18 protein-coding genes and 1 tRNA gene are annotated in these 18,233 nt (G+C 71.4%); 5 read left to right on the forward strand and 14 right to left on the reverse strand.

Annotation, left to right across the window (positions count from 1 at the left end; translation table 11 throughout):
- Nucleotides 1–47: 47 nt before the first annotated feature.
- Entirely contained in the window at nucleotides 48–419 is a 372-nt protein-coding gene (locus H4J02_RS10625) for a hypothetical protein (RefSeq protein WP_187674552.1), read from the forward strand.
- 103 nt (nucleotides 420–522) lie between these two features.
- Nucleotides 523–831 (forward strand): nuclease, encoded by a 309-nt coding sequence (locus H4J02_RS10630; RefSeq protein ID WP_262406043.1) that lies wholly within the window; start codon nucleotides 523–525, stop codon nucleotides 829–831.
- Here the strand turns inward: H4J02_RS10630 and H4J02_RS10635 are convergent.
- From H4J02_RS10635 to H4J02_RS10645, 3 genes are read right to left on the reverse strand one after another with little or no spacing between them, the layout of a single operon-like run.
- On the reverse strand, nucleotides 765–1,262 hold the full coding sequence (locus tag H4J02_RS10635; protein WP_187674553.1) for an aldehyde dehydrogenase: 498 nt from the start codon (nucleotides 1,260–1,262) through the stop codon (nucleotides 765–767). The genes H4J02_RS10630 and H4J02_RS10635 overlap by 67 nt on opposite strands.
- Nucleotides 1,263–1,317: 55 nt before the next feature.
- Nucleotides 1,318–3,345 carry an FAD-dependent oxidoreductase gene (locus H4J02_RS10640; RefSeq protein ID WP_262406045.1) on the reverse strand — a complete coding sequence of 676 codons (2,028 nt, stop codon included), beginning with the start codon at nucleotides 3,343–3,345 and terminating at the stop codon, nucleotides 1,318–1,320.
- Complete coding sequence (locus H4J02_RS10645; RefSeq protein WP_187674554.1) at nucleotides 3,342–4,319, reverse strand: ribose-phosphate diphosphokinase; 978 nt, start codon at nucleotides 4,317–4,319, stop codon at nucleotides 3,342–3,344. Before H4J02_RS10645 ends, H4J02_RS10640 begins: the two co-directional genes overlap by 4 nt.
- A 148-nt stretch (nucleotides 4,320–4,467) precedes the next feature.
- Between H4J02_RS10645 and H4J02_RS10650 the strand changes: the two genes are divergently transcribed.
- A complete protein-coding gene (locus tag H4J02_RS10650) occupies nucleotides 4,468–5,145 on the forward strand; it encodes a TIGR00645 family protein (protein WP_187674555.1) in 678 nt (225 codons plus the stop codon).
- A gap of 16 nt (nucleotides 5,146–5,161) precedes the next feature.
- Here the strand turns inward: H4J02_RS10650 and H4J02_RS10655 are convergent, their stop codons facing one another.
- Both H4J02_RS10655 and H4J02_RS10660 read right to left on the reverse strand, forming a co-directional pair.
- Nucleotides 5,162–5,869 carry an SOS response-associated peptidase gene (locus H4J02_RS10655; RefSeq protein ID WP_187674556.1) on the reverse strand — a complete coding sequence of 236 codons (708 nt, stop codon included), beginning with the start codon at nucleotides 5,867–5,869 and terminating at the stop codon, nucleotides 5,162–5,164.
- 81 nt (nucleotides 5,870–5,950) lie between these two features.
- Entirely contained in the window at nucleotides 5,951–6,310 is a 360-nt protein-coding gene (locus H4J02_RS10660) for an Lsr2 family protein (RefSeq protein ID WP_187674557.1), read from the reverse strand.
- A gap of 261 nt (nucleotides 6,311–6,571) precedes the next feature.
- Here H4J02_RS10660 and H4J02_RS10665 point away from each other — a divergent pair, with 261 nt between their 5' ends.
- Nucleotides 6,572–10,672, forward strand: coding sequence for a CARDB domain-containing protein (locus tag H4J02_RS10665; RefSeq protein ID WP_187674558.1), 4,101 nt, complete (start codon nucleotides 6,572–6,574; stop codon nucleotides 10,670–10,672).
- A gap of 66 nt (nucleotides 10,673–10,738) precedes the next feature.
- Here the strand turns inward: H4J02_RS10665 and H4J02_RS10670 are convergent, their stop codons facing one another.
- The 8 genes from H4J02_RS10670 to H4J02_RS10705 form a co-directional block, all read right to left on the reverse strand.
- On the reverse strand, nucleotides 10,739–11,224 hold the full coding sequence (locus H4J02_RS10670; protein WP_187674559.1) for an SRPBCC domain-containing protein: 486 nt from the start codon (nucleotides 11,222–11,224) through the stop codon (nucleotides 10,739–10,741).
- A gap of 25 nt (nucleotides 11,225–11,249) precedes the next feature.
- Nucleotides 11,250–11,588 (reverse strand): helix-turn-helix transcriptional regulator, encoded by a 339-nt coding sequence (locus H4J02_RS10675; protein ID WP_187674560.1) that lies wholly within the window; start codon nucleotides 11,586–11,588, stop codon nucleotides 11,250–11,252.
- 33 nt (nucleotides 11,589–11,621) lie between these two features.
- Nucleotides 11,622–11,777 carry a hypothetical protein gene (locus H4J02_RS10680; RefSeq protein WP_187674561.1) on the reverse strand — a complete coding sequence of 52 codons (156 nt, stop codon included), beginning with the start codon at nucleotides 11,775–11,777 and terminating at the stop codon, nucleotides 11,622–11,624.
- A gap of 248 nt (nucleotides 11,778–12,025) precedes the next feature.
- Nucleotides 12,026–12,101, reverse strand: a tRNA-Glu gene (locus H4J02_RS10685).
- A gap of 65 nt (nucleotides 12,102–12,166) precedes the next feature.
- Nucleotides 12,167–13,087 carry a diacylglycerol kinase family protein gene (locus H4J02_RS10690; RefSeq protein WP_187674562.1) on the reverse strand — a complete coding sequence of 307 codons (921 nt, stop codon included), beginning with the start codon at nucleotides 13,085–13,087 and terminating at the stop codon, nucleotides 12,167–12,169.
- Nucleotides 13,088–13,133: 46 nt separating this feature from the next.
- Nucleotides 13,134–15,413: a heavy metal translocating P-type ATPase gene (locus H4J02_RS10695; RefSeq protein WP_187674563.1), complete on the reverse strand. Its 2,280-nt coding sequence runs from the start codon at nucleotides 15,411–15,413 to the stop codon at nucleotides 13,134–13,136.
- Nucleotides 15,413–15,694: a metal-sensitive transcriptional regulator gene (locus tag H4J02_RS10700; protein ID WP_187674564.1), complete on the reverse strand. Its 282-nt coding sequence runs from the start codon at nucleotides 15,692–15,694 to the stop codon at nucleotides 15,413–15,415. The genes H4J02_RS10695 and H4J02_RS10700 overlap by 1 nt, the downstream gene beginning before the upstream one ends.
- Nucleotides 15,695–15,831: 137 nt before the next feature.
- Entirely contained in the window at nucleotides 15,832–16,800 is a 969-nt protein-coding gene (locus tag H4J02_RS10705) for an acetylxylan esterase (protein ID WP_187674565.1), read from the reverse strand.
- 58 nt (nucleotides 16,801–16,858) lie between these two features.
- On the opposite strand from H4J02_RS10705, the gene H4J02_RS10710 reads away from it, so the two are divergent.
- Nucleotides 16,859–17,503, forward strand: coding sequence for an MBL fold metallo-hydrolase (locus tag H4J02_RS10710; RefSeq protein WP_187674566.1), 645 nt, complete (start codon nucleotides 16,859–16,861; stop codon nucleotides 17,501–17,503).
- 33 nt (nucleotides 17,504–17,536) lie between these two features.
- On the opposite strand, the gene H4J02_RS10715 is transcribed toward H4J02_RS10710, so the two are convergent.
- Nucleotides 17,537–18,214 (reverse strand): GAP family protein, encoded by a 678-nt coding sequence (locus tag H4J02_RS10715; protein WP_187674567.1) that lies wholly within the window; start codon nucleotides 18,212–18,214, stop codon nucleotides 17,537–17,539.
- Nucleotides 18,215–18,233 lie beyond the last annotated feature (19 nt).

The following is an 18,233-nucleotide window of genomic DNA, read 5'->3' on the forward strand; positions in this document are numbered from 1 at the left end:
CCTCGACCACCTGGGTGAGCCACGGCGCACAGTGCGAGACTGAACCGATGGAGCGCGACGACGGCATCCCGCCCGAGCTCGCCGGCTACGAGCCGGGCGACGGGGGCACGCTCCGCGGACCCCGGATGCGGCGCATCGCGCGCATCGTCGTGCTGCTCGCGGTCGTGTCGCTCGTGCTGCCGGGCGTGCTCATCGGCGTCTCGACGGCGGCCCGCACGGCAGAGGTGGCGTGCGACATCGTCGTCGCGGGCGCGGCGCCCGGCGCGACGCCCGAGGCGCGCTGGGAGTGGACGGGCGCCGAGGGCCCCGGCTGGTACTGCTACGCGAGCACCTTCGGCGGTCGCGAGGTGCAGCTGCGGTTCCTCGGCTTCATCCCCGAGGTGCGCTACCGCGGCGACCCGCCCGGTGTCGGCGTCTGACGCACTGTTTCGGCGTGTGACGCCGCCAGCCGAGATCGCAGGCGACCGCGCCTACTCTTGCAGCATCCCCGGCCGACGGGCCCCGATGCGAGAAGAGGTGACCATGGACGAGGCACGTGTCCAGCAGGAAGCCGGTCTCGCCATGTGCGCCGACGCGTGCTCGGGCGAGGGGCACCGCGTACTCCCCATCCAGGTGGCCGTCGCATCCGCCTCCCCGAGCCGCTGGCGCGACGCGCTCGTCACGACGGATGCGCGGGGCGGCTTCGCCGTCGCACCTCTCGAGGGCGCGCCCGTGCGGCTCTGGCACCACCTGCCGATCGAGCTCGCCGAGGGCGAGCCCGTGGCCTACCACCCCGTCGCCGGGGTGCTCTCGGCCCGCGGCGTGCTGCTGAGCGTGCGCCCCGTCGCCTGATACCCGTCGCCTGATCCGCGCAACCCGCCGTCAGGGAGCTTCGCCATCATGCCCTGGCAGGCCTCCATCATGTTGCGGCACGCCATCGCGCACACGCGGCAGTGCTCGTGCATCTCGGCGTGCTGCTCGCACTCCGCGGCGCACGCCTCGCACATCGCGACGCACGCCTGCAGCATCGCCGTCATGACCGCACTGTCGTGCCCCGTGGGGCGCAGCATCATGCGCATCATGGTCGTCGCCATGTCGGCCATGTTCATGCACATCGACGCGCAGCGGGCCATGCCCTCGCCGCCGTCCGCGTCGGCGCACATGGTGGCCGCCATCGCGCACGCGTTGCACGCCTCGATGCACTCCTGCATCGCCGCGTTGTCGAGACCCATGCTCGACGCGGGCATCGACCCCATCATCCGGGTCATCGTCATCATGTCCACGTTCTCCTCCTCCCGTTCCGGTCAGAGTACGCGCGCGGATGCGACGGGTCGAGGGTCAGGACGCGGGCACCGGCGTGGCGCGCGCGTAGACGAGCTCGACCGCATCGGCGATCGCGGCGTCGATGTTGCGCGGGCTCACTGCGTCGCCGATCGCCACGAGGCGTCCGCGTCCCCTCCCGACCTGCGGCACCATGCCGATCCCGGGCACGGTGCCGAGCCCCGCCGGGCGTACCGAGGCGCGCGGCTCGAGCGCGACGACCGCGTCGAGGCCGCCGATCGTCGCGCGCTCGCCCGTGAGCGAGTCGATCGTCTCGAGCGCACCGCCGCCGAGCGCGGCGACGCGCGACGCCGTGCGCCGACGGAAGCCCCGATGCACCGCGAGGCGCTCGAGCAGCAGCGGGCGGTCGTAGCCGGCGCCGACGTGCGGGAAGACCTGCTCGGCGGGCGTCACGAGCTCGAGCTCGCCGACGACCTCGAGCAGCGAGAGCACGACGCCGGAGGCGTAGGCGGTGCCGTCGGCGTCGACGACCGCGATGCGACGGCCGAGCCGGGCGGGGTCGGCGAGCGCCGTGAACGCGTCGACCGTGCCGTTCGCCGGGAAGCCGGAGACGTAGGCGCCGCCGAGGTGCAGGGAGGTCGTGGCGGGCGCGGTGGACCCCGTCGCGATGACGACGCCGTCGGCATCGAGGGCGTCGATCGCCGCGGCGTCGAGCTCGCGGCCGAGCTCCACCTCGACGCCCGCGCGTGCGAGGTCGCGCACGAGGTCGTCGACGAGCAGGCCGATGCTCTCGCGGCCCGGCACGCGTCGCGCGAGCGCGAGCTGACCTCCGAGGCTCGCGGTGCGCTCGACGAGCCGCACGGCGTGGCCGAGCTCGGCGAACTCGACGGCCGCGCGCATCCCCGCGGGGCCTCCACCCACGACGACCCAGCGCTCGGGGTTCGTCGCCGGCGGCAGCGGGGCGCGCTCCTGCTCGCGGCCCGCACGCGGGTTGACGGTGCACGACACCGGCAGGCCGCGGCTCCCCCGGCCGAGGCAGCCCTGGTTGAGGCGGATGCAGTGGCGGATCTCGTCGGTGCGCCCCATGCGGAACTTCTCGGCGAGGTCGGGATCGGCGATCTGCGCGCGCGTGAGGGCGACCATGTCGGCGACGCCCGAGCGCAGCACCTCCTCGGCGTCCTCGACGCTCAGCGCCGAGCCGACGCCGAACACCGGCACGTCGGGGTTGGCGGCCTTCATCGCCGCGGTCGCATCGCGCAGCCACGCGACCGGCATGGGCGACGATGGGAACACGTAGTGCACGTTGTGGTAGCCGCCCGCGGCGAGGTCGAGGAAGTCGATGCGCGCCTCCGCCCGCAGCCGCGCGACGACCTCGCGCAGCTCGGCGGCATCCATCCCGTCGGGGTGGAACTCGTCGGCGACGATGCGGATGCCGACGGTCGCGTCGTCGCCCACGCGCTCGCGCACGGCGCGCAGCACCTCGCGCGGCAGACGCGTGCGGCCCTCGAGGTCGCCGCCGTAGCCGTCGGTGCGCGCGTTGTAGAGCGGCGAGAGGAACTGGTGCAGCAGGTAGCCGTGCGCCATGTGGATCTCGACGCCGTCGAAACCGGCCTCGAGCGCGAGCTCGGCCGAGAGCGCCCAGTACTCGACGAACGAGCGGATGTCGGCCTCGTCCGCCTCCTTCGTCGCGATGCCCGTCGAGGGCGAGATGAGGCGAGACGGCGCGAAGACGGGGCGCGGCCCGTCGGGGCCGTCGGCCTGCGCCTGCGCGCCGTGGTGGTTGAGTTGCACGAGCACGCGCGCGCCCGCCCCGTGGATCGCATCCGTGAACCGGCGGTTCGCATCGACGCTCTCGCGGCGCCAGGCGTCCTCGAAGTTGCGGATCGAACCGGACGGGTGCACGAAGTGGTTGCCGGCGACGAACAGGCCGCATCCGCCGCGCGCGCGCCGCACGTAGTACGCGGTCTCGCGCTCGGACTCGGCGCGGTCGGAGTACTGCTTCGAGTGCGCCGTCTGCATGATGCGGTTCGGCGCCACGAAGGAGCCGATGCGGAGCGGTTCGAAGAGGAGGGAGCCCTCGGTCACGCCGCGCCGTCGAACATCGACGTGACGGAGCCGTCGTCGAAGACCTCGTGGATCGCGCGCGCGATGAGCGGAGCGATCGGCAGCACCGTGAGGCGGTCCCAGCGCTTCGCCCCCTCGAGGGGCAGGGTGTCGGTCACGACGACCTGGTCGATGAAGTCCGACTGCAGGATCTCGACGGCGGGGTCGGAGAAGACCGCGTGGGTCGCGCCCACGATGACGCTCTTCGCGCCGCGCGCCTTGAGCGCCTCGGCGGCCTTCACGATCGTGCGGCCCGTGTCGATGAGGTCGTCGACGAGGAGGCAGTCGCGGCCGGCGACGTCACCCACGATCTCGTGCACGCTCACCTGGTTGGCGACGCGCGGGTCGCGCCGCTTGTGGATGATCGCGAGCGGCGCGCCGAGCTTGTCGGACCAGATGTCGGCGACCCGCACGCGGCCCATGTCGGGGCTCACGACCGTGAGGGTCGAGGGGTCGACGCTCTGGCGGAAGTGCTCGAGCAGCACGGGCATCGCGAAGAGGTGGTCGACGGGGCCGTCGAAGAAGCCCTGGATCTGGGCGGCGTGCAGGTCGACGCTCATGATGCGGTCGGCGCCGGCGGCCTTGAACAGGTCGGCGACGAGGCGGGCCGAGATCGGCTCGCGGCCGCGGCCCTTCTTGTCCTGACGGGCGTAGGGGTAGAAGGGCGCCACGACCGTGATGCGCTTCGCGCTCGCGCGCTTCGCCGCATCGACCATGATGAGCTGCTCCATGAGCCACTCGTTGATGGGCGAGGTGTGCGACTGGATGACGAAGACGTCGCTGCCGCGGATCGACTCGCCGAAGCGCGCGTAGATCTCGCCGTTGGCGAAGGTGCGCGTGTCGGTCTCGACGAGCTCGGTGCCCAGTTCGGTCGCGATGTCCTCGGCGAGCTGCGGATGCGCCCGCCCCGAGACGATGACGAGCCGCTTCTCTCCGCTGATCTTGATGCCGGACACTGTCCCCGCTACCCGCTCTCCTGTTGGCGACTCGGCACCCTGAGTCTAGTCCCCCGCACATTCCCCTCTCGGCGGCCTCACGGCATCCGGATGCGCGGGGGCTCTATCCTGAGACGGCCCGTCCGACGACCAGGAGCCCGACGCCCGAATGACCGAGCCGCGCACCACCCCGACCACGCCCGCGCAGCCCCAGTTCAAGCCCCAGACCCCGTGGGTGAGCGCTGTCGGCTACTTCATCTTCTTCAGCCGCTGGCTGCAGGCCCCGCTCTACGTGGGCCTCGTGATCGCGCAGGCCATCTACGTCGTCGTCTTCATGGTCGAGCTGTGGCACCTGGCCGAGGAGGTCGTGGGCCACTGGCCGAAGATCGAGGAGGCGACGATCATGCTCGGCGTGCTCGGCCTCATCGACGTCGTGATGATCGCGAACCTGCTCATCATGGTGATCATCGGCGGCTACGAGACCTTCGTCTCGCGCATCAAGGTCGACGGCCACCCCGACCAGCCCGAGTGGCTGAGCCACGTCAATGCGAACGTGCTCAAGGTGAAGCTCGCGATGGCCATCATCGGCATCTCGTCGATCCACCTGCTCAAGACCTTCATCGAGGTCGGCGATCTCGGCGCCCCGAACGCGGACAATGTGACCGGCGAGGACGTGACCTACACGTGGGACGGCGTGTTCTGGCAGGTCATGATCCACGTGACCTTCATCGCCTCGGCGATCGCTCTCGCGCTCATCGACCGCTGGTCGGTGAAGATGCAGATCCTCGCGCACACCGCGGGCGCGGACGACAGCGGCGCACGACCGCTCGAGCCGTCCCTGCACTGAGACGCGGCGCGCGCCGTCAGCTCGCGAGCGGTTCGATGAGCCCCGGATCGCGCGGGTCGACGTTGCGCGAGCTGTTGACGCGGCGGTCGACCTCGTAGCTCGTGAGTGTCGAGGCCACCTCGACCGAGACGGCGTCGAGCATGCCGAGCATTCTCTCGCGGTCGGCATCGGTCGAGAGCTTCGCGGGCGAGAGCCACTCCTCGTAGGCGTCGCGCGTGAGGAAGGCCGGCATCCGGTCGTGCACCTCGCCGGATGCGTCGCGCGCCTCGCGCGTGACGATCGCGCACGAGACGACCCACTCGTCGTCGACCTTGCGGGCCGTCGCGAGGCCTGCGGCGGCGAGGATGCGGCTGTCACCGTGGATGAAGTGCGGCTGCTTGTCGCCTGCCTCGCCCGTCCACTCGTAGTAGCCGCGCATGGGCACGATGCAGCGGTTGCCCGCGAACGCCGACTTCCAGAGCCCGTTCGTCGCGATCGTCTCGATGCGCGCGTTGAACTGCGGACGCGACTTCGCGGTGAGGAACGGCGGGTGGAAGTCCCACGCGGCAGGCTCGAGCGTGCGCACGAGCTCGCCGGATGCGGCAGCCCTCTCACGCACGATCGGCACGAGCTCGGTCGGCGCGATCGAGTACTGGGGGCGCCAGTCGCGGAAGTCGTTGCCCGCGGCGACGAACTCCTCGATCAGCTCGTTGGTCTCGGAGTCGTTCGCGAATCGTCCGCACATGCCGACATCATCCCGCGAGCGTCGGACACCCGCACCCCAGGTGGTCGAGGAGCGCCGCCGAAGGCGACGCGTCTCGACCACCTAGTTGGCGGCCTCGTACGCCTCGACGATCTCCGCCTTGATGCGACCGCGGTCGCCCACGGCGTAGCCGTTGCCCTGCGCCCACGCGCGGATCGCGGAGAGCCGCTCGGCGTCGCCGCCCGACGAGCGCGTGCGACGCGAGCCGGAACCCGACCCCGATGACGCGGCACGCGATCCGCCCACCCGGCGCCCGGCCGAGATGTACGGCGCGAGCGCGTCCGCGAGGGCGCGGGCGTTCTCGGCGGAGAGGTCGATCTCGTATTCGACGCCGTCGAGCGCGAAGCGCGTGCTGCGCGATCCCGCGGGGAGCTCGGTGCCGTCGATGTCGTCCGTGAGGATCGTGATCGTCTTCTTCGCCATGCGGCGAGTGTACGGTCCGGGGCTCTCGCTGCGGGCCCCCGCGTAAGGCCGTGCGTCCGAAACTTGCGCGATCTCGGCATCCGCTGAGACAGCCTCGTCATGGTTTCTGCAAAAAGCAACCAATTTGTAGACAGAACCGTTAAATGCCTTGTGAGCGGGCGCGCGTCGCTCGTAGGTTGTGGGCGCGCACACCGTGGTGCGGCGATCCGCACGGCAGTCCGCTCGTCGTCCCTCAGTGCGCCCGATACAGGGAGACGACACATGACACCATCACGACCCCCCAGCCGCCTCGCGTGGCTCGTCGCACTCGCGACGGGCGTCGCGGGCCTGACCCTCGTGCCCACGGCATCCGCTGCGGGCGCCCCGGTCGACCTCGCGGGCGGCAAGCCGACGAGCGAGTCGGGGCACACGCAGGACTACGCGTCGGGCAACATCACCGACGGGAACGCCGCCACCTACTGGGAGAGCCCCAACAACGCCTTCCCGCAGTGGGTGCAGGTGGACCTCGGCGAGGAGGCCGAGGTCGAGAGCCTGACCCTCGCCCTCCCGAGCGGATGGGAGGCGCGCTCGCAGACGATCGCCGTCGCGGCGAGCAGCGACGGCTCCGCGTTCTCGACCATCCGCTCGGCCGCCGGGGTCGCCTTCCCCGGTGGAGCGAACGCGGTCGACGTCGACGTCGACGACACGACGGCGCGCTACGTGCGGCTCACCTTCACGTCGAACAGCGCGTGGCCGGCGGGCCAGCTCTCCGAGCTCAAGGTGCTCGGCACCTCGTCCGACGGTCCGTCGTCCGCGAGCGAGCTCGCGCACGGGCGGCCGACGCAGGCGAGCTCGACCGTCTACGCCTTCGCCGCCGGCAACGCCGTCGACGGCGACGTGACGAGCTACTGGGAGAGCGGCGCGGGCGCCTACCCCGCGACGCTCACGACGCAGCTCGCCCAGCCCTCCGACCTCACGAGCGTCGTGCTCAAGCTCAACCCGGCGGCGGTCTGGGCCGCCCGGACGCAGACGATCGCGATCGAGGGCCGCGCGCAGGGCGCGACGACCTTCTCGACGCTCGCTCCCGCGGCGCAGCGCACGTTCTCGCCCGCGAGCCAGAACACCGTCACGATCCCCGTGGCCGCATCCGGCATCGAGGAGGTGCGCGTGCGCGTGACCGCGAACTCGGGGGCGCCCGGAGCGCAGCTCGCCGAGCTGCAGGTGTGGGGCACGGCATCCGACGCGCCCGACGTGGGCCCGAACCTTACCGTCTCGAACCTCACCGCGAGCCCCGCGGCGCCGACGCCGTCGTCGCCCATCACGCTCGGCGCGACGGTGACGAACACCGGCACCGCCAACTCCGCACCGTCGACCGTCGCGTTCTCGCTCGGCGGCCAGAGCGTCGGCACGGCCTCCGTCATCGCGCTCGCACCCGGCGCCTCGGCGCAGGTGAGCCTCGCGGTCGGCACGCGCCCCGCGGGCGGCTACCCCGTCACCGCCACCGTCGATCCCTCGAACGCGCAGGTCGAGCTCGACGAGGGCGACAACACCGCGAGCGGCGTCACCGTGACGGTCGCGGACGACGGCCAGCCGGACGGCGACGCGACCGAGCGCGCCGCGGGGCGACCCATCCAGGCGAGCTCCACGACCTGGATCTACACGGCCGACAAGGCGAACGACGGCGACACCACGACCTATTGGGAGAGCGGTGCGGGTGCGTACCCGGCCACACTCTCGGTGACGCTCTCGCCGAAGGTGTCGCTCGACCGCGTCGTGCTCAAGCTCAACCCGGACGCCGCGTGGGCGACCCGCACGCAGACCCTGGCGATCGAGGGCCGCGCGCAGGGCTCGACGAGCTTCACGACCCTCAAGGCCTCCGCGACGTACACGTTCTCCCCCTCGGGGCAGAACACCGTCACGATCCCCGTGACGGGTGCGGGAATCGAGGAGCTGCGGCTCCGCTTCACCGCGAACAGCGGCTCGAGCGGCGCGCAGCTCGCCGAGCTCCAGGTGTGGGGCGTGCCCGCTCCGACGCCCGACCTCGCGATCGCGAACGTCACCTCGTCGCCGTCGGCGCCGACGGATGCGCAGCAGCTCAAGCTCGGCGCGACCGTCACCAACACCGGCACCGCGGCATCCGCGGCCACGACCGTGGCATTCGCGCTCGACGGCCAGGCGGTCGGCACCGCGGACGTCGGGGCGCTCGCCGTCGGCGCGAGCGCGACCGTCACGACGACGGTGCCCGCGCGCACCGCGGGCAGCTACCCGCTCACCGCGACGGTCGACCCGCAGAACACGCAGCTCGAGCTGAGCGAGTCGAACAACACGGCGTCCGGCACCGCGGTCGTCGTGACCGAGACCCCGAGCGCCGACCTCGTGCCCGTCGTGGCGTGGGCGCCGAGCGCGCCGCAGGCGGGTCAGACGACGCAGTTCCAGGTGGCCGTGCGCAACCAGGGCACGCTCGCGAGCTCCGCGACGGCGCACACCGTGACGGTCGAGATCCTGAGCGGATCGACGACGGTCGCGACGCTCACGGGCTCGCTGTCGGGCGCGGTGAACGCGGGTGCGACGAGCTCCCCGATCGCCGTGGGCAGCTGGACCGCCGCGAACGGCAACTACACCGTGCGGGCCGCGGTCGCGGCCGACGCGGCGGAGCTCCCCTCGCGGCGGGCCAATAACACCGCGAGCACCCCGCTCTTCATCGGCCGCGGCGCGAACATGCCGTACACGACGATGGAGGCCGAGGACGGCACCGTCGGAGGCGGCGCGAACGTCGTCGGCCCCAACCGCACGGTCGGCGACATCGCGGGCGAAGCGAGCGGGCGCCGCGCAGCGGTGCTCGACGGCACCGGCGAGTACGTGCAGTGGACGACGACCGCGCCCACCAACACCCTCGTGACCCGGTTCTCGACACCGGATGCGGCGGGAGGCGGCGGGGCGAGTTCGACGCTCAACCTGTATATCGACGGCCAGTTCGTGCGGGCGCTCGACCTCAACAGCCGCTTCGCGTGGCTGTACGGCGACGAGACCTCGCCCGCCGACCAGCCGGGCGCCGGCGCGCCCCGTCACATCTACGACGAGGCGAGCTTCCTGCTCGGCGAGACGTACCCCGCGGGCACCGTGATCAAGCTGCAGAAGGACAGCTCGAACACGGCGGCACGCTACGCGATCGACTTCATCGACCTCGAGGTGGCCACGGCGAAGCCGAACCCCGACCCCGCGAAGTACATCGAGCCGACCGGGTTCACCCACCAGGCCGTGCAGGATGCGCTCGACCGGTTCCGTCAGGACACGACGGGCGCGCTCAAGGGCGTCTACCTGCCGGCCGGCGACTACTCGACGGCGCAGAAGTTCCAGGTGTACGGCAAGGCCGTCGAGGTCATCGGCGCGGGCCCCTGGTACACGCGGTTCTTCGCACCGCAGAGCCAGTCGGGCACCGACATCGGCTTCCGGGCCGAGTCGACGGCCAACGGCTCGCGGTTCGCGCACTTCGCCTACTTCGGCAACTACACGACCCGCATCGACGGGCCGGGCAAGGTGTTCGACTTCACGAACGTGAAGAACATGACGATCGACGACATCTGGGTCGAGCACATGATCTGCATGTTCTGGGCCTCGAACATGGACGACTCGGAGGTCATCAACTCGCGCATCCGCAACACCTTCGCGGACGCGATTAACATGACCAACGGGTCGTCGGGCAACCGCGTCGCCAACAACGCGGCACGCGGCACGGGGGACGACTCGTTCGCCCTCTTCGCCGCGACCGACAACGGCGGCACGGGCCAGTCCGGCAACCTGTTCGAGAACCTGACGTCGACCCTCACCTGGCGCGCCGCCGGGCTCGCGGTCTACGGCGGGCAGGACAACACCTTCCGCAACATCTACATCGCGGACACGCTCGTGTACTCGGGCGTGACGATCTCGTCGCTCGACTTCGGCTACCCCATGGAGGGCTTCGGTCCGGGGAAGACGCTGTTCGACGGGATCACGCTCGTGCGGGCCGGCGGCCACTTCTGGGGCCAGCAGACCTTCCCGGCGATGTGGCTGTTCAGCGCGTCGAAGACCTTCACGGCGATCGACGTGCGGAACGTGGACATCATCGATCCCACGTACTCGGGGATCATGTTCCAGACGAAGTACAGCGGCGGCCCCGAGAACACGTTCCAGAACACGACGTTCCAGAACATCACGATCACGGGGGCCCGCAAGTCCGGCGACGCGTTCGACGCGAAGTCCGGGTTCGGCATCTGGGTCAACGAGATGCCGGAAGCGGGTCAGGGCCCCGCGGTGGGCTCGGCGACGTTCACGAACCTCGTGATGTCGGGCAACGCGCAGGACGTCCGGAACACCACGAGCACCTTCTCGCTGCTGATCCAGTAGCGACGCGGTGACGAGGGGCCGACCGGATGCGTCCGGTCGGCCCCTTCGTGCGCGCGCGGGATGCGCTCAGCCCTCGGCGAGCACGGCCTCCATCTGGCTCATGGAACCGCGCAGGCCCTCCTCCATGCCCATGTCGAGCACCTTCTGCAGGTCGTCGACGGAGTCGTAGCGCGAGAGACACACCATGCGGGTGCCGCCGTCGATGGTCTCGAAGCGATACTCCATGTGCGTCGCCGGCATGCCCTCGACGGGGGCGCCGTCGGCATCCGCGAAGTAGTCCTCGGCCGCGAAGCGCACGCGCTCCTCGACCTCCTTGACGTGCCAGACGCCGTGGAACTGCTCGCCCTCGGGGCTCGTCATGAAGTAGTGCACGACGCCGCCGGGCACGAGCTCGTGCCGCACCACCGTCGCGGGGTAGGTGGGCGGTCCCCACCAGCGCTCCATCTTGCGCGGGTCGGCGTAGAGCGCCCACACCTTCTCGATCGGATACGCGAACGTCGCCTCGACCGTGAGGCTCGCGTTCTCGAGGTCCTTGTCGACCGTGATCTCCATGTCGTTCCTTCTCTCCTGGGTTCCGTCAGTCGTCGTCGTCGAGGAGTGCGGCCATGCGCTCGACGCGTCCGCGCCAGGCCTCCTCGAGCTGGTCGAGCGCACGTCGCGCCCTCCGCAGCGTCTCCGGTTCGGATCGCACGAGAAGCTCCCTCCCCCGGCGCACCTTCGTGACGAGCCCCACCTGCTCGAGCACGGCGACGTGCTTCTGCACGGCGGCGAAGCTCATGGGGTACTCGTCGGCGAGCCGGCTCACGGAGAGCTCGCCGTCGACGCTCCGCCGCAAGATGTCGCGGCGCGTCGCATCGGCGAGCGCGTGGAACAGGCGGTCCACCTCGGCGTCGCTGAGTTCCGTTGATACAACCATTTGGTTGTAGGTTAGGCGCGTCGACGCCGCGCGTCAAGAGGCGGATGCGTCGGGGGCCCGCTTGACGAGGCCGCGGAGGTACGCGATGTGGGCGGCCTGGATCTCGTCGCTGCCGGGGCCCCACGGCGGGCGCTCGGGGTGCTGCATGAGGCGCACGACGGTGAGGCGCTGGAAGGGGGTGAGGGGCATGTGGGGAGTGTGCGCTTGCGATCCGAGTTCGGCAAGAGGACTGCGTGCGAGATTCCCGTGGGCTCGCCCGAACGCGATGCGTTCGGGCATTGCGGCCCCAGCGGGATTCGTCCCCGTCGCTCCCCCAGACGCCGCGCTGCGGCGCCTGGGGCCCCTCGCTCCGTGGGCCCACCCGCGGGTGACGGGGCCTCGTCCTGCCGGGGGCACCAACGCAAGAAGCCCGGTCCTGTGGACCGGGCTTCTTGCGTTGGTGACCCCAGCGGGATTCGAACCCGCGTTACCGCCGTGAGAGGGCGGCGTACTAGGCCGCTATACGATGGGGCCGTTTCGCGACAACTTGAAGATTATGGCACAGGCCTCGGGCCCCGACCAAAACGAGCGGCCGTCACTCAGGCGAGCACGCGCAGAGCGCCCGGCACGACCTCCAGCTCGACCGGCAGCGGGCCCATCCGCTCCCCGTCCGCGTAGGCGACGAGCGGCGCATCCACCTCGATGCGGATGCGACGCGCACGTCGCAGCACGACGCGCGGATCCGTCGTGTGGGTGCCCTTGAACACCCGCGGGAAGATGCGCATGAACGCGATGCGCCCGAGCGGCTTCACGAGCATGACGTCGAGCAGCCCGTCGTCGAGCAGCGCGTCGGGCGTGATGCGCATGCCCCCGCCGAGCGACACGTTGTTGCCGACCGCGACGAGCAGAGCGTCGAGCTCGACGAGCTCGCCGTCGAGCGTCACGCGGTAGCGCAGCGGCTTGAGGCCCGCGAGCTCCGCGAGCAGCGCCAGGATGTAGCGGCTCGGCCCCTTCGGGTGCCGCATATTGTTGGCGCGCTCGTTGACGATGGCGTCGAAACCCGCCGAAAGCGAGCCCGCGGCCCAGCGCTCGAAGACGGCGCCGTCGGCATCGGTCCAGCGCACGCGCATCGCGTCGATCACGCGAGGCTCGCCCTGCAGCGCCTCGCCCACACGACGGATGGCGGCCTCCGTATCGCCGATCGGCAGGCCCAGGCCGCGCGCCATGTCGTTGCCCGTGCCCGCCGGCACGATCGCGAGCGGAACGCGCGTGCCCGCGACGACATTCGCGCCGAGGTTCACCATCCCGTCGCCGCCGACCACGACGAGCGCGTCGGGCTTCGCCCGCACGGCGGCGCGTGCCGACGAGAGCAGCGACTCGAAGTCGGGTTCGGTGAGCGACGTCACCTCGTGGCCCATCGCGCGCAGCGTCTGCACGACCGCGGGGCCCACGTCGCGGCTCGCCCCGAACGAGGCCGAGGGGTTGATCGCGACGACCACCCGCCTCGGCTTCGTCGTCATGCGCACCATCATGGCATCCGCCGCATGCCGGTCCGGCTCAGCCGGCTCAGCGGCCGAAGCGGAGGCGCCGCAGCAGCTGCGCGTTGAGCGCCACGATGACGGTCGACACGCTCATGAGCACCGCGGCGAGCCACGGCGGCATGAGGAATCCGACGCCCGCGAGCACGCCCGCGGCGAGCGGGATGCCGAGCGCGTTGTAGCCGGCCGCCCACCACAGGTTCTGCACCATCTTGCGATAGCTCGCGCGGCTGAGCGTGATCGTGTCGACGACACCGCGGGGGTCGGACGAGGCGAGCACGACGCCCGCGGACTCGATCGCGACATCCGTGCCCGCACCGATCGCGATGCCGAGGTCGGCCGTCGCGAGCGCGGGGGCGTCGTTGATGCCGTCGCCGACCATCGCGACGCGCGCCGCGCCGCCGCGCTGCAGCGTCTCGACCTCGCCCGCCTTCTGGTCGGGCAGCACCTCGGCCCGCACCTCGTCGATGCCGAGGCGCTTCGCGACGTGCTCGGCCACGACGTGCGAGTCGCCCGTGAGCATCGCGACGCGCACCCCGCGGCGGTGGAGCGCCGTGACGGCCTCCGCCGACTCCTCGCGCACGCGGTCGGCGATCGCGAAGACCGCGACGACCCGCGCATCCGTCTCCCCGCCCTCGACGAGCGACACGGCCGTCGAGCCCTCCGCTCCCGCGTCGCGCACGGCGTGCACGAGCGCGGTGTCGAGGCGGATGCCGCGCTCGGTCACGTAGCGTCCGCTCGCGACCGCGAGCTCGCGTCCGTCGACCGTGGCCGTCGCGCCCCGCCCGGCGAGCGCCCGGAAGCCGGTCGCCTTCGGTACGGTCAGGCCGCGCTCGCGCGCCGCCTCGACGATCGCGCGGCCGATGGGGTGCTCGCTGCGCCCCTCGACGGCCGCGGCGAGCGCGAGCGCCTCGTCCTCGGTCATGCCGTCGACGACCGTGACCGCGGCCACCGCCTGGCGGCCCTCGGTGAGGGTGCCGGTCTTGTCGAAGAGCACGACGTCGATGTCCTTCGCCTCCTCGAGGGCCGCACGACTGCGGATGAGCACGCCGCGGCGCGCGCCGATCGCGGTCGAGAGCTGCGCGACGAGCGGGATGGCGAGGCCGAGCGCATGCGGGCAGGCGATCACGAGCACCGCGACGACGCGCTCGAGCACGAACGCGGGGTCGTCGGGGCGCAGCATCCACCAGGCGGCGAGCGTCACGAGGGCCGCGCCCACGGCGACGTAGAAGAGCAGCGCGGCAGCCCGATCCGCGAGCAGCTGCGCGGGCGAACGGCTCGCCTGCGCGTCCTCGACGAGGCGCATGATGCCCGCGAGGGCGGTGTCGCCGCCCGTGCGCGTCACCTCGACCGTGAGGGAGCCGGATGCGATGGAGCCCGCGACGACCGCGTCGCCCTCGGACTTCCCGACGGGCACCGACTCGCCCGTGAGGAGCGACTCGTCGACCTCGGCCTCCCCCTCGACGACGGTGCCGTCGGCGGGGATCGCAGCACCTGGACGCACGAGCACCCGGTCGCCGACCGCGAGCGCGGAGCGAGCGACCGTGACGGGCTCGCCGTCGCGCAGCACCTCCGCCTCGTCGGGCAGCAGCTTCGCGAGTTCGCCGAGGGCGTTCTGCGCGCCGTGCACGGCCGACATCTCGATCCAGTGGCCGAGCAGCATGATCGTGACGAGCGTCGCGAGCTCCCACCAGAAGTCCATGCCGGGCAGGCCGAACATGACGGCGACCGAGTAGGCGGTCGACACGACGATCGCGAGCGAGATGAGCGTCATCATGCCGGGGCTCTTCGACCGCAGCTCGTCCCATGCGCCCTGCAGGAAGATGCGGCCGCCGATCACGACGATCGCCGCGCCGAACGCGGCCGGGATCCACTCGCTTCCGGGGAACCGCGGGCCGCCGAGGCCCAGGATGTCCTGCAGGCCCGTGGAGAACACGAGCGTGGGGACGGTCAGCGCGAGGCAGATCCAGAACAGCTTGCGGAACCGCAGGGGGTCGTGGCCCGCGTGCGCGGAGTGGTCGTGGGCGCCGTGGTGGTGGTGCTCACCCGCTGGTTGAGTAGCCGCCGCAGGCGGCGTATCGAAACCCACGTCGTGATGACCGTGGTCGTGATGACCGTGGTGCTCGTGGTGGTGCTCTACGTCGTGCGCGGGTCTCGATACACCGGCGCTGCGCGCCGGCACTCGACCAGCGGGGGTGGCGTCACCCGCTGGTTGAGTAGCCGCCGCAGGCGGCGTGTCGAAACCAGCCCCGTGATGACCATGATCGTGGTGACCGTGGTCGTGCCCGTGGTGCTCGTGCCCGCTCATCACGCGCCCCGGTTCTGCTGCAGCTCGAACACGGCGAGCAGCTCGGCGACCGCCTGGTCGCGCGTCTCGCCGCCCTCGTCGAACATGTGCGACACGTGGGTGCGCAGGTGGTTCTCGACGAGCAGCTTGTTGAGGCTCCCGAGCGACTTCTGGATGGCGAGGGTCTGCGTGATGATGTCGACGCAGTAGGCCTCGTCCTCGATCATCTTCTCCACGCCCCGCAGCTGCCCCTGCAGGATGCGGGCGCGGTGGAGCGCGCGCTTCTTGATGTCGTCGATCATGACGACAGGGTATACCCCCTGGGGGTATCTGTCACGCGTACGCCAGGATGCTCCCGATGCGGATCGCGTTGCCGAACGGGTCGCGGATCGCGAAGTCGCGCCCGTAGCCCTGGATCTGCTCCGCCTCGCGCGCCACGTCAGTCCCCGAAGACCTCGTGCAGGATGCGCACGTTGTCGCCGTCGGTCTGCGCTCCCCCGCCCTCGTGTCCGTTGAAGGGGAAGACGTCGATGTGCTTCGGCCCGGCGTAGGCGTTGTAGGCGCCGAACACGGTCGAGGGCTTGCACACCTCGTCCATGAGCGCGACCGTGAACCACGCGGGCGCCGTCGCGCGGCGCGCGAAGTTGACGCCGTCGAAGTAGGCGAGCGTCTCGAGCACGGCGGATGCCTTGGTGCGGTGCTGCGCGAGGTAGCGCACGAGCTCGTGGTACGGGTCGGAGTCGTGGATCGTGACGGCCCGCGGGAAGTCGCACAGGAACGGCACCTGCGGCAGCACGGCGGTGAGCCCCTCGACGAGCCCCGCGACCGCGAGCGTGATGCCGCCGCCCTGGCTGCCGCCCGTTACGGCGATGCGGGCGGGGTCGACGACGTCGAGCGTGCGCGCCGCGTCGACGGCGCGCACGGCATCCGTGAACAGGCGGCGGTAGTAGTACGTGTCGCGGCTGTCGATGCCGCGCGTCATGACGCCGGGGATCTGCGGCCCCGTCTCGCCCGCGTCGGCAGTCGCGCCGAGCGACCACCCCGAGCCCTGGCCGCGTGTGTCGACCATGAGGTGCGCGAAGCCCGCGGCCGAGTACACGAGGTTCTCGGTCGGGAGCCCGCGACCCCCGCCGTAGCCCTGGTACTGCACGACCGTCGGCAGCGGGCCCGTCGCCCCGCGCGGCACGCGCAGCCACGCGCGGATGGGCTGGCCCGCGAACCCGGGGAACGTCACGTCCCACACGTCGACCGTGCGGAGCCCCGCATCCACCGGCACGAGCTCGGCGCCCGCGGGCGCGGCGGCGCGGCTCTCGGCGAGCGTCGCCTCCCAGAACGCGTCGAAGTCGGCGGGGTCGGTCTGGGCGCTGCGGTACTGCCGCAGCTCTGCCTCGGGCAGGTCGACGAGCATGCAAGCCCTCCTCGGATCGTCATCACCCTAACGACCGTCGGGGCATAGGGTCGGGATCATGAACGTCACGAAGTACGAGCACTCCGCCATGGTCGTCAGCAAGGGCTCCGATCGGCTCGTGATCGACCCCGGTTCGTTCCTCGCGACGCTGCCCGACACATCCGGCATCGTCGGCATCGTCATCACGCACGAGCACGCCGACCACTTCTCGGTCGACCGCGTGACGGACCTGCTGGAGGCGAACCCGGATGCGCGCGTGCTCGCCCCGCAGGGGGTCGCGGATGCCGCGGCTGCGTCCGGCATCGACGTCGAGGTCGTGAAGGCGGGCGACGAGGTCGAGGTGGGGCCGTTCCCGCTGCGGTTCTTCGGCGAGACCCACAACGTCATCCACTCCTCGATCCCCGTGATCGACAACGTGGGCGTGCTCGTCGACGACGAGTTCTATTACGGCGGCGACTCGTACACGGTGCCCGAGGGCGTCGAGGTGGAGCTGCTCGCGGCGCCGCTCGGCGCCCCGTGGCTCAAGATCGGCGAGGCGATGGACTACGTGCTCGCCGTGAAGCCGCGGCGCGCGTTCCCGGTGCATGACATGACGCTCTCGGTGGCGGGCAAGAAGCTGCACAACGACCGCCTGCAGTGGGCGACCGAGCAGGGCGGCGGCGCCTACAGCGTGCTCGAGCCGGGCGAGTCGATCGACCTCTGACGCCTCGGCGGGATGATCCGCGGGCCGCGACGATCAGAGCCGCGAGAGCCCGTCGCCGATGAGCACGACGGCGACCATGATGACGACGACCGCCGTGACGACGTAGCTGTTGCGCGACACCCACGCGTGCGCGCGTCGCAGAGTCGGCCGCGCGCGCTCCCCCGACCGCCACACGACGATGACGGGCGCGGCGACCGTCGAGAGGCCGATGGCGAGGTAGACGGCCGTGCCGACAGCCCATACGAGCGGCGTGAGCTCACCCGCGTTGAAGGCGAGCGCGGCGGCCGTCGCGAGCACGAGCGCCTTCGGCCGCACGTTGAGGCCGAGGCCGACGAGGAACGCCGTCGAGGCCTTCATGCGTCCGACGCGGCGCAACCAGCCGGGCACCTCCGGGTCGATGTCGTCGCCCGTCGTGCGTCGGCGCCCTCGCCGGAACACCCACACCGCGAACCAGACGCCCACGAGGCCGATGAGGATCTCGCCCGTGCCGACCACGACATCCGGCAGCTGCGCGTCGCCCCGCGGGATCGCGCGCAGCCCCGCCGTGAAACCGACCGTGACGAGCGCGAGCCCCAGCGCGTAGCCGACGAGGTACGCGACACCCACCGCCTGCCCGCGTGGCGACAGCAGGAGCGCGAGCACGACCGTGATCGGCACCGTCGACAGGGCGACGCCGAGGGCGAGGGGCAGGAGCACGCCGAGCACGTCCATCCGCGGCTCCTCTCGCCGG

Origin of the sequence: Protaetiibacter sp. SSC-01 (assembly GCF_014483895.1) — a bacterium.
Classification (GTDB): Bacteria; Actinomycetota; Actinomycetes; order Actinomycetales; family Microbacteriaceae; genus Homoserinibacter.

What these genes read in the sequence shown, in the direction of transcription:
- H4J02_RS10625 (WP_187674552.1), top strand. Translation starts at nt 48, where the DNA reads ATGGAGCGCGACGACGGCATCCCGCCCGAGCTCGCCGGCTACGAGCCG.
- H4J02_RS10665 (WP_187674558.1), top strand. Translation starts at nt 6,572, where the DNA reads ATGACACCATCACGACCCCCCAGCCGCCTCGCGTGGCTCGTCGCACTC.
- H4J02_RS10705 (WP_187674565.1), bottom strand. Translation starts at nt 16,800, where the DNA reads ATGCTCGTCGACCTGCCCGAGGCAGAGCTGCGGCAGTACCGCAGCGCC.
- H4J02_RS10690 (WP_187674562.1), bottom strand. Translation starts at nt 13,087, where the DNA reads ATGACGACGAAGCCGAGGCGGGTGGTCGTCGCGATCAACCCCTCGGCC.
- H4J02_RS10655 (WP_187674556.1), bottom strand. Translation starts at nt 5,869, where the DNA reads ATGTGCGGACGATTCGCGAACGACTCCGAGACCAACGAGCTGATCGAG.
- H4J02_RS10710 (WP_187674566.1), top strand. Translation starts at nt 16,859, where the DNA reads ATGAACGTCACGAAGTACGAGCACTCCGCCATGGTCGTCAGCAAGGGC.
- H4J02_RS10670 (WP_187674559.1), bottom strand. Translation starts at nt 11,224, where the DNA reads ATGGAGATCACGGTCGACAAGGACCTCGAGAACGCGAGCCTCACGGTC.
- H4J02_RS10630 (WP_262406043.1), top strand. Translation starts at nt 523, where the DNA reads ATGGACGAGGCACGTGTCCAGCAGGAAGCCGGTCTCGCCATGTGCGCC.
- H4J02_RS10680 (WP_187674561.1), bottom strand. Translation starts at nt 11,777, where the DNA reads ATGCCCCTCACCCCCTTCCAGCGCCTCACCGTCGTGCGCCTCATGCAG.
- H4J02_RS10660 (WP_187674557.1), bottom strand. Translation starts at nt 6,310, where the DNA reads ATGGCGAAGAAGACGATCACGATCCTCACGGACGACATCGACGGCACC.
- H4J02_RS10715 (WP_187674567.1), bottom strand. Translation starts at nt 18,214, where the DNA reads ATGGACGTGCTCGGCGTGCTCCTGCCCCTCGCCCTCGGCGTCGCCCTG.
- H4J02_RS10700 (WP_187674564.1), bottom strand. Translation starts at nt 15,694, where the DNA reads ATGATCGACGACATCAAGAAGCGCGCGCTCCACCGCGCCCGCATCCTG.
- H4J02_RS10695 (WP_187674563.1), bottom strand. Translation starts at nt 15,413, where the DNA reads ATGAGCGGGCACGAGCACCACGGGCACGACCACGGTCACCACGATCAT.
- H4J02_RS10675 (WP_187674560.1), bottom strand. Translation starts at nt 11,588, where the DNA reads ATGGTTGTATCAACGGAACTCAGCGACGCCGAGGTGGACCGCCTGTTC.
- H4J02_RS10650 (WP_187674555.1), top strand. Translation starts at nt 4,468, where the DNA reads ATGACCGAGCCGCGCACCACCCCGACCACGCCCGCGCAGCCCCAGTTC.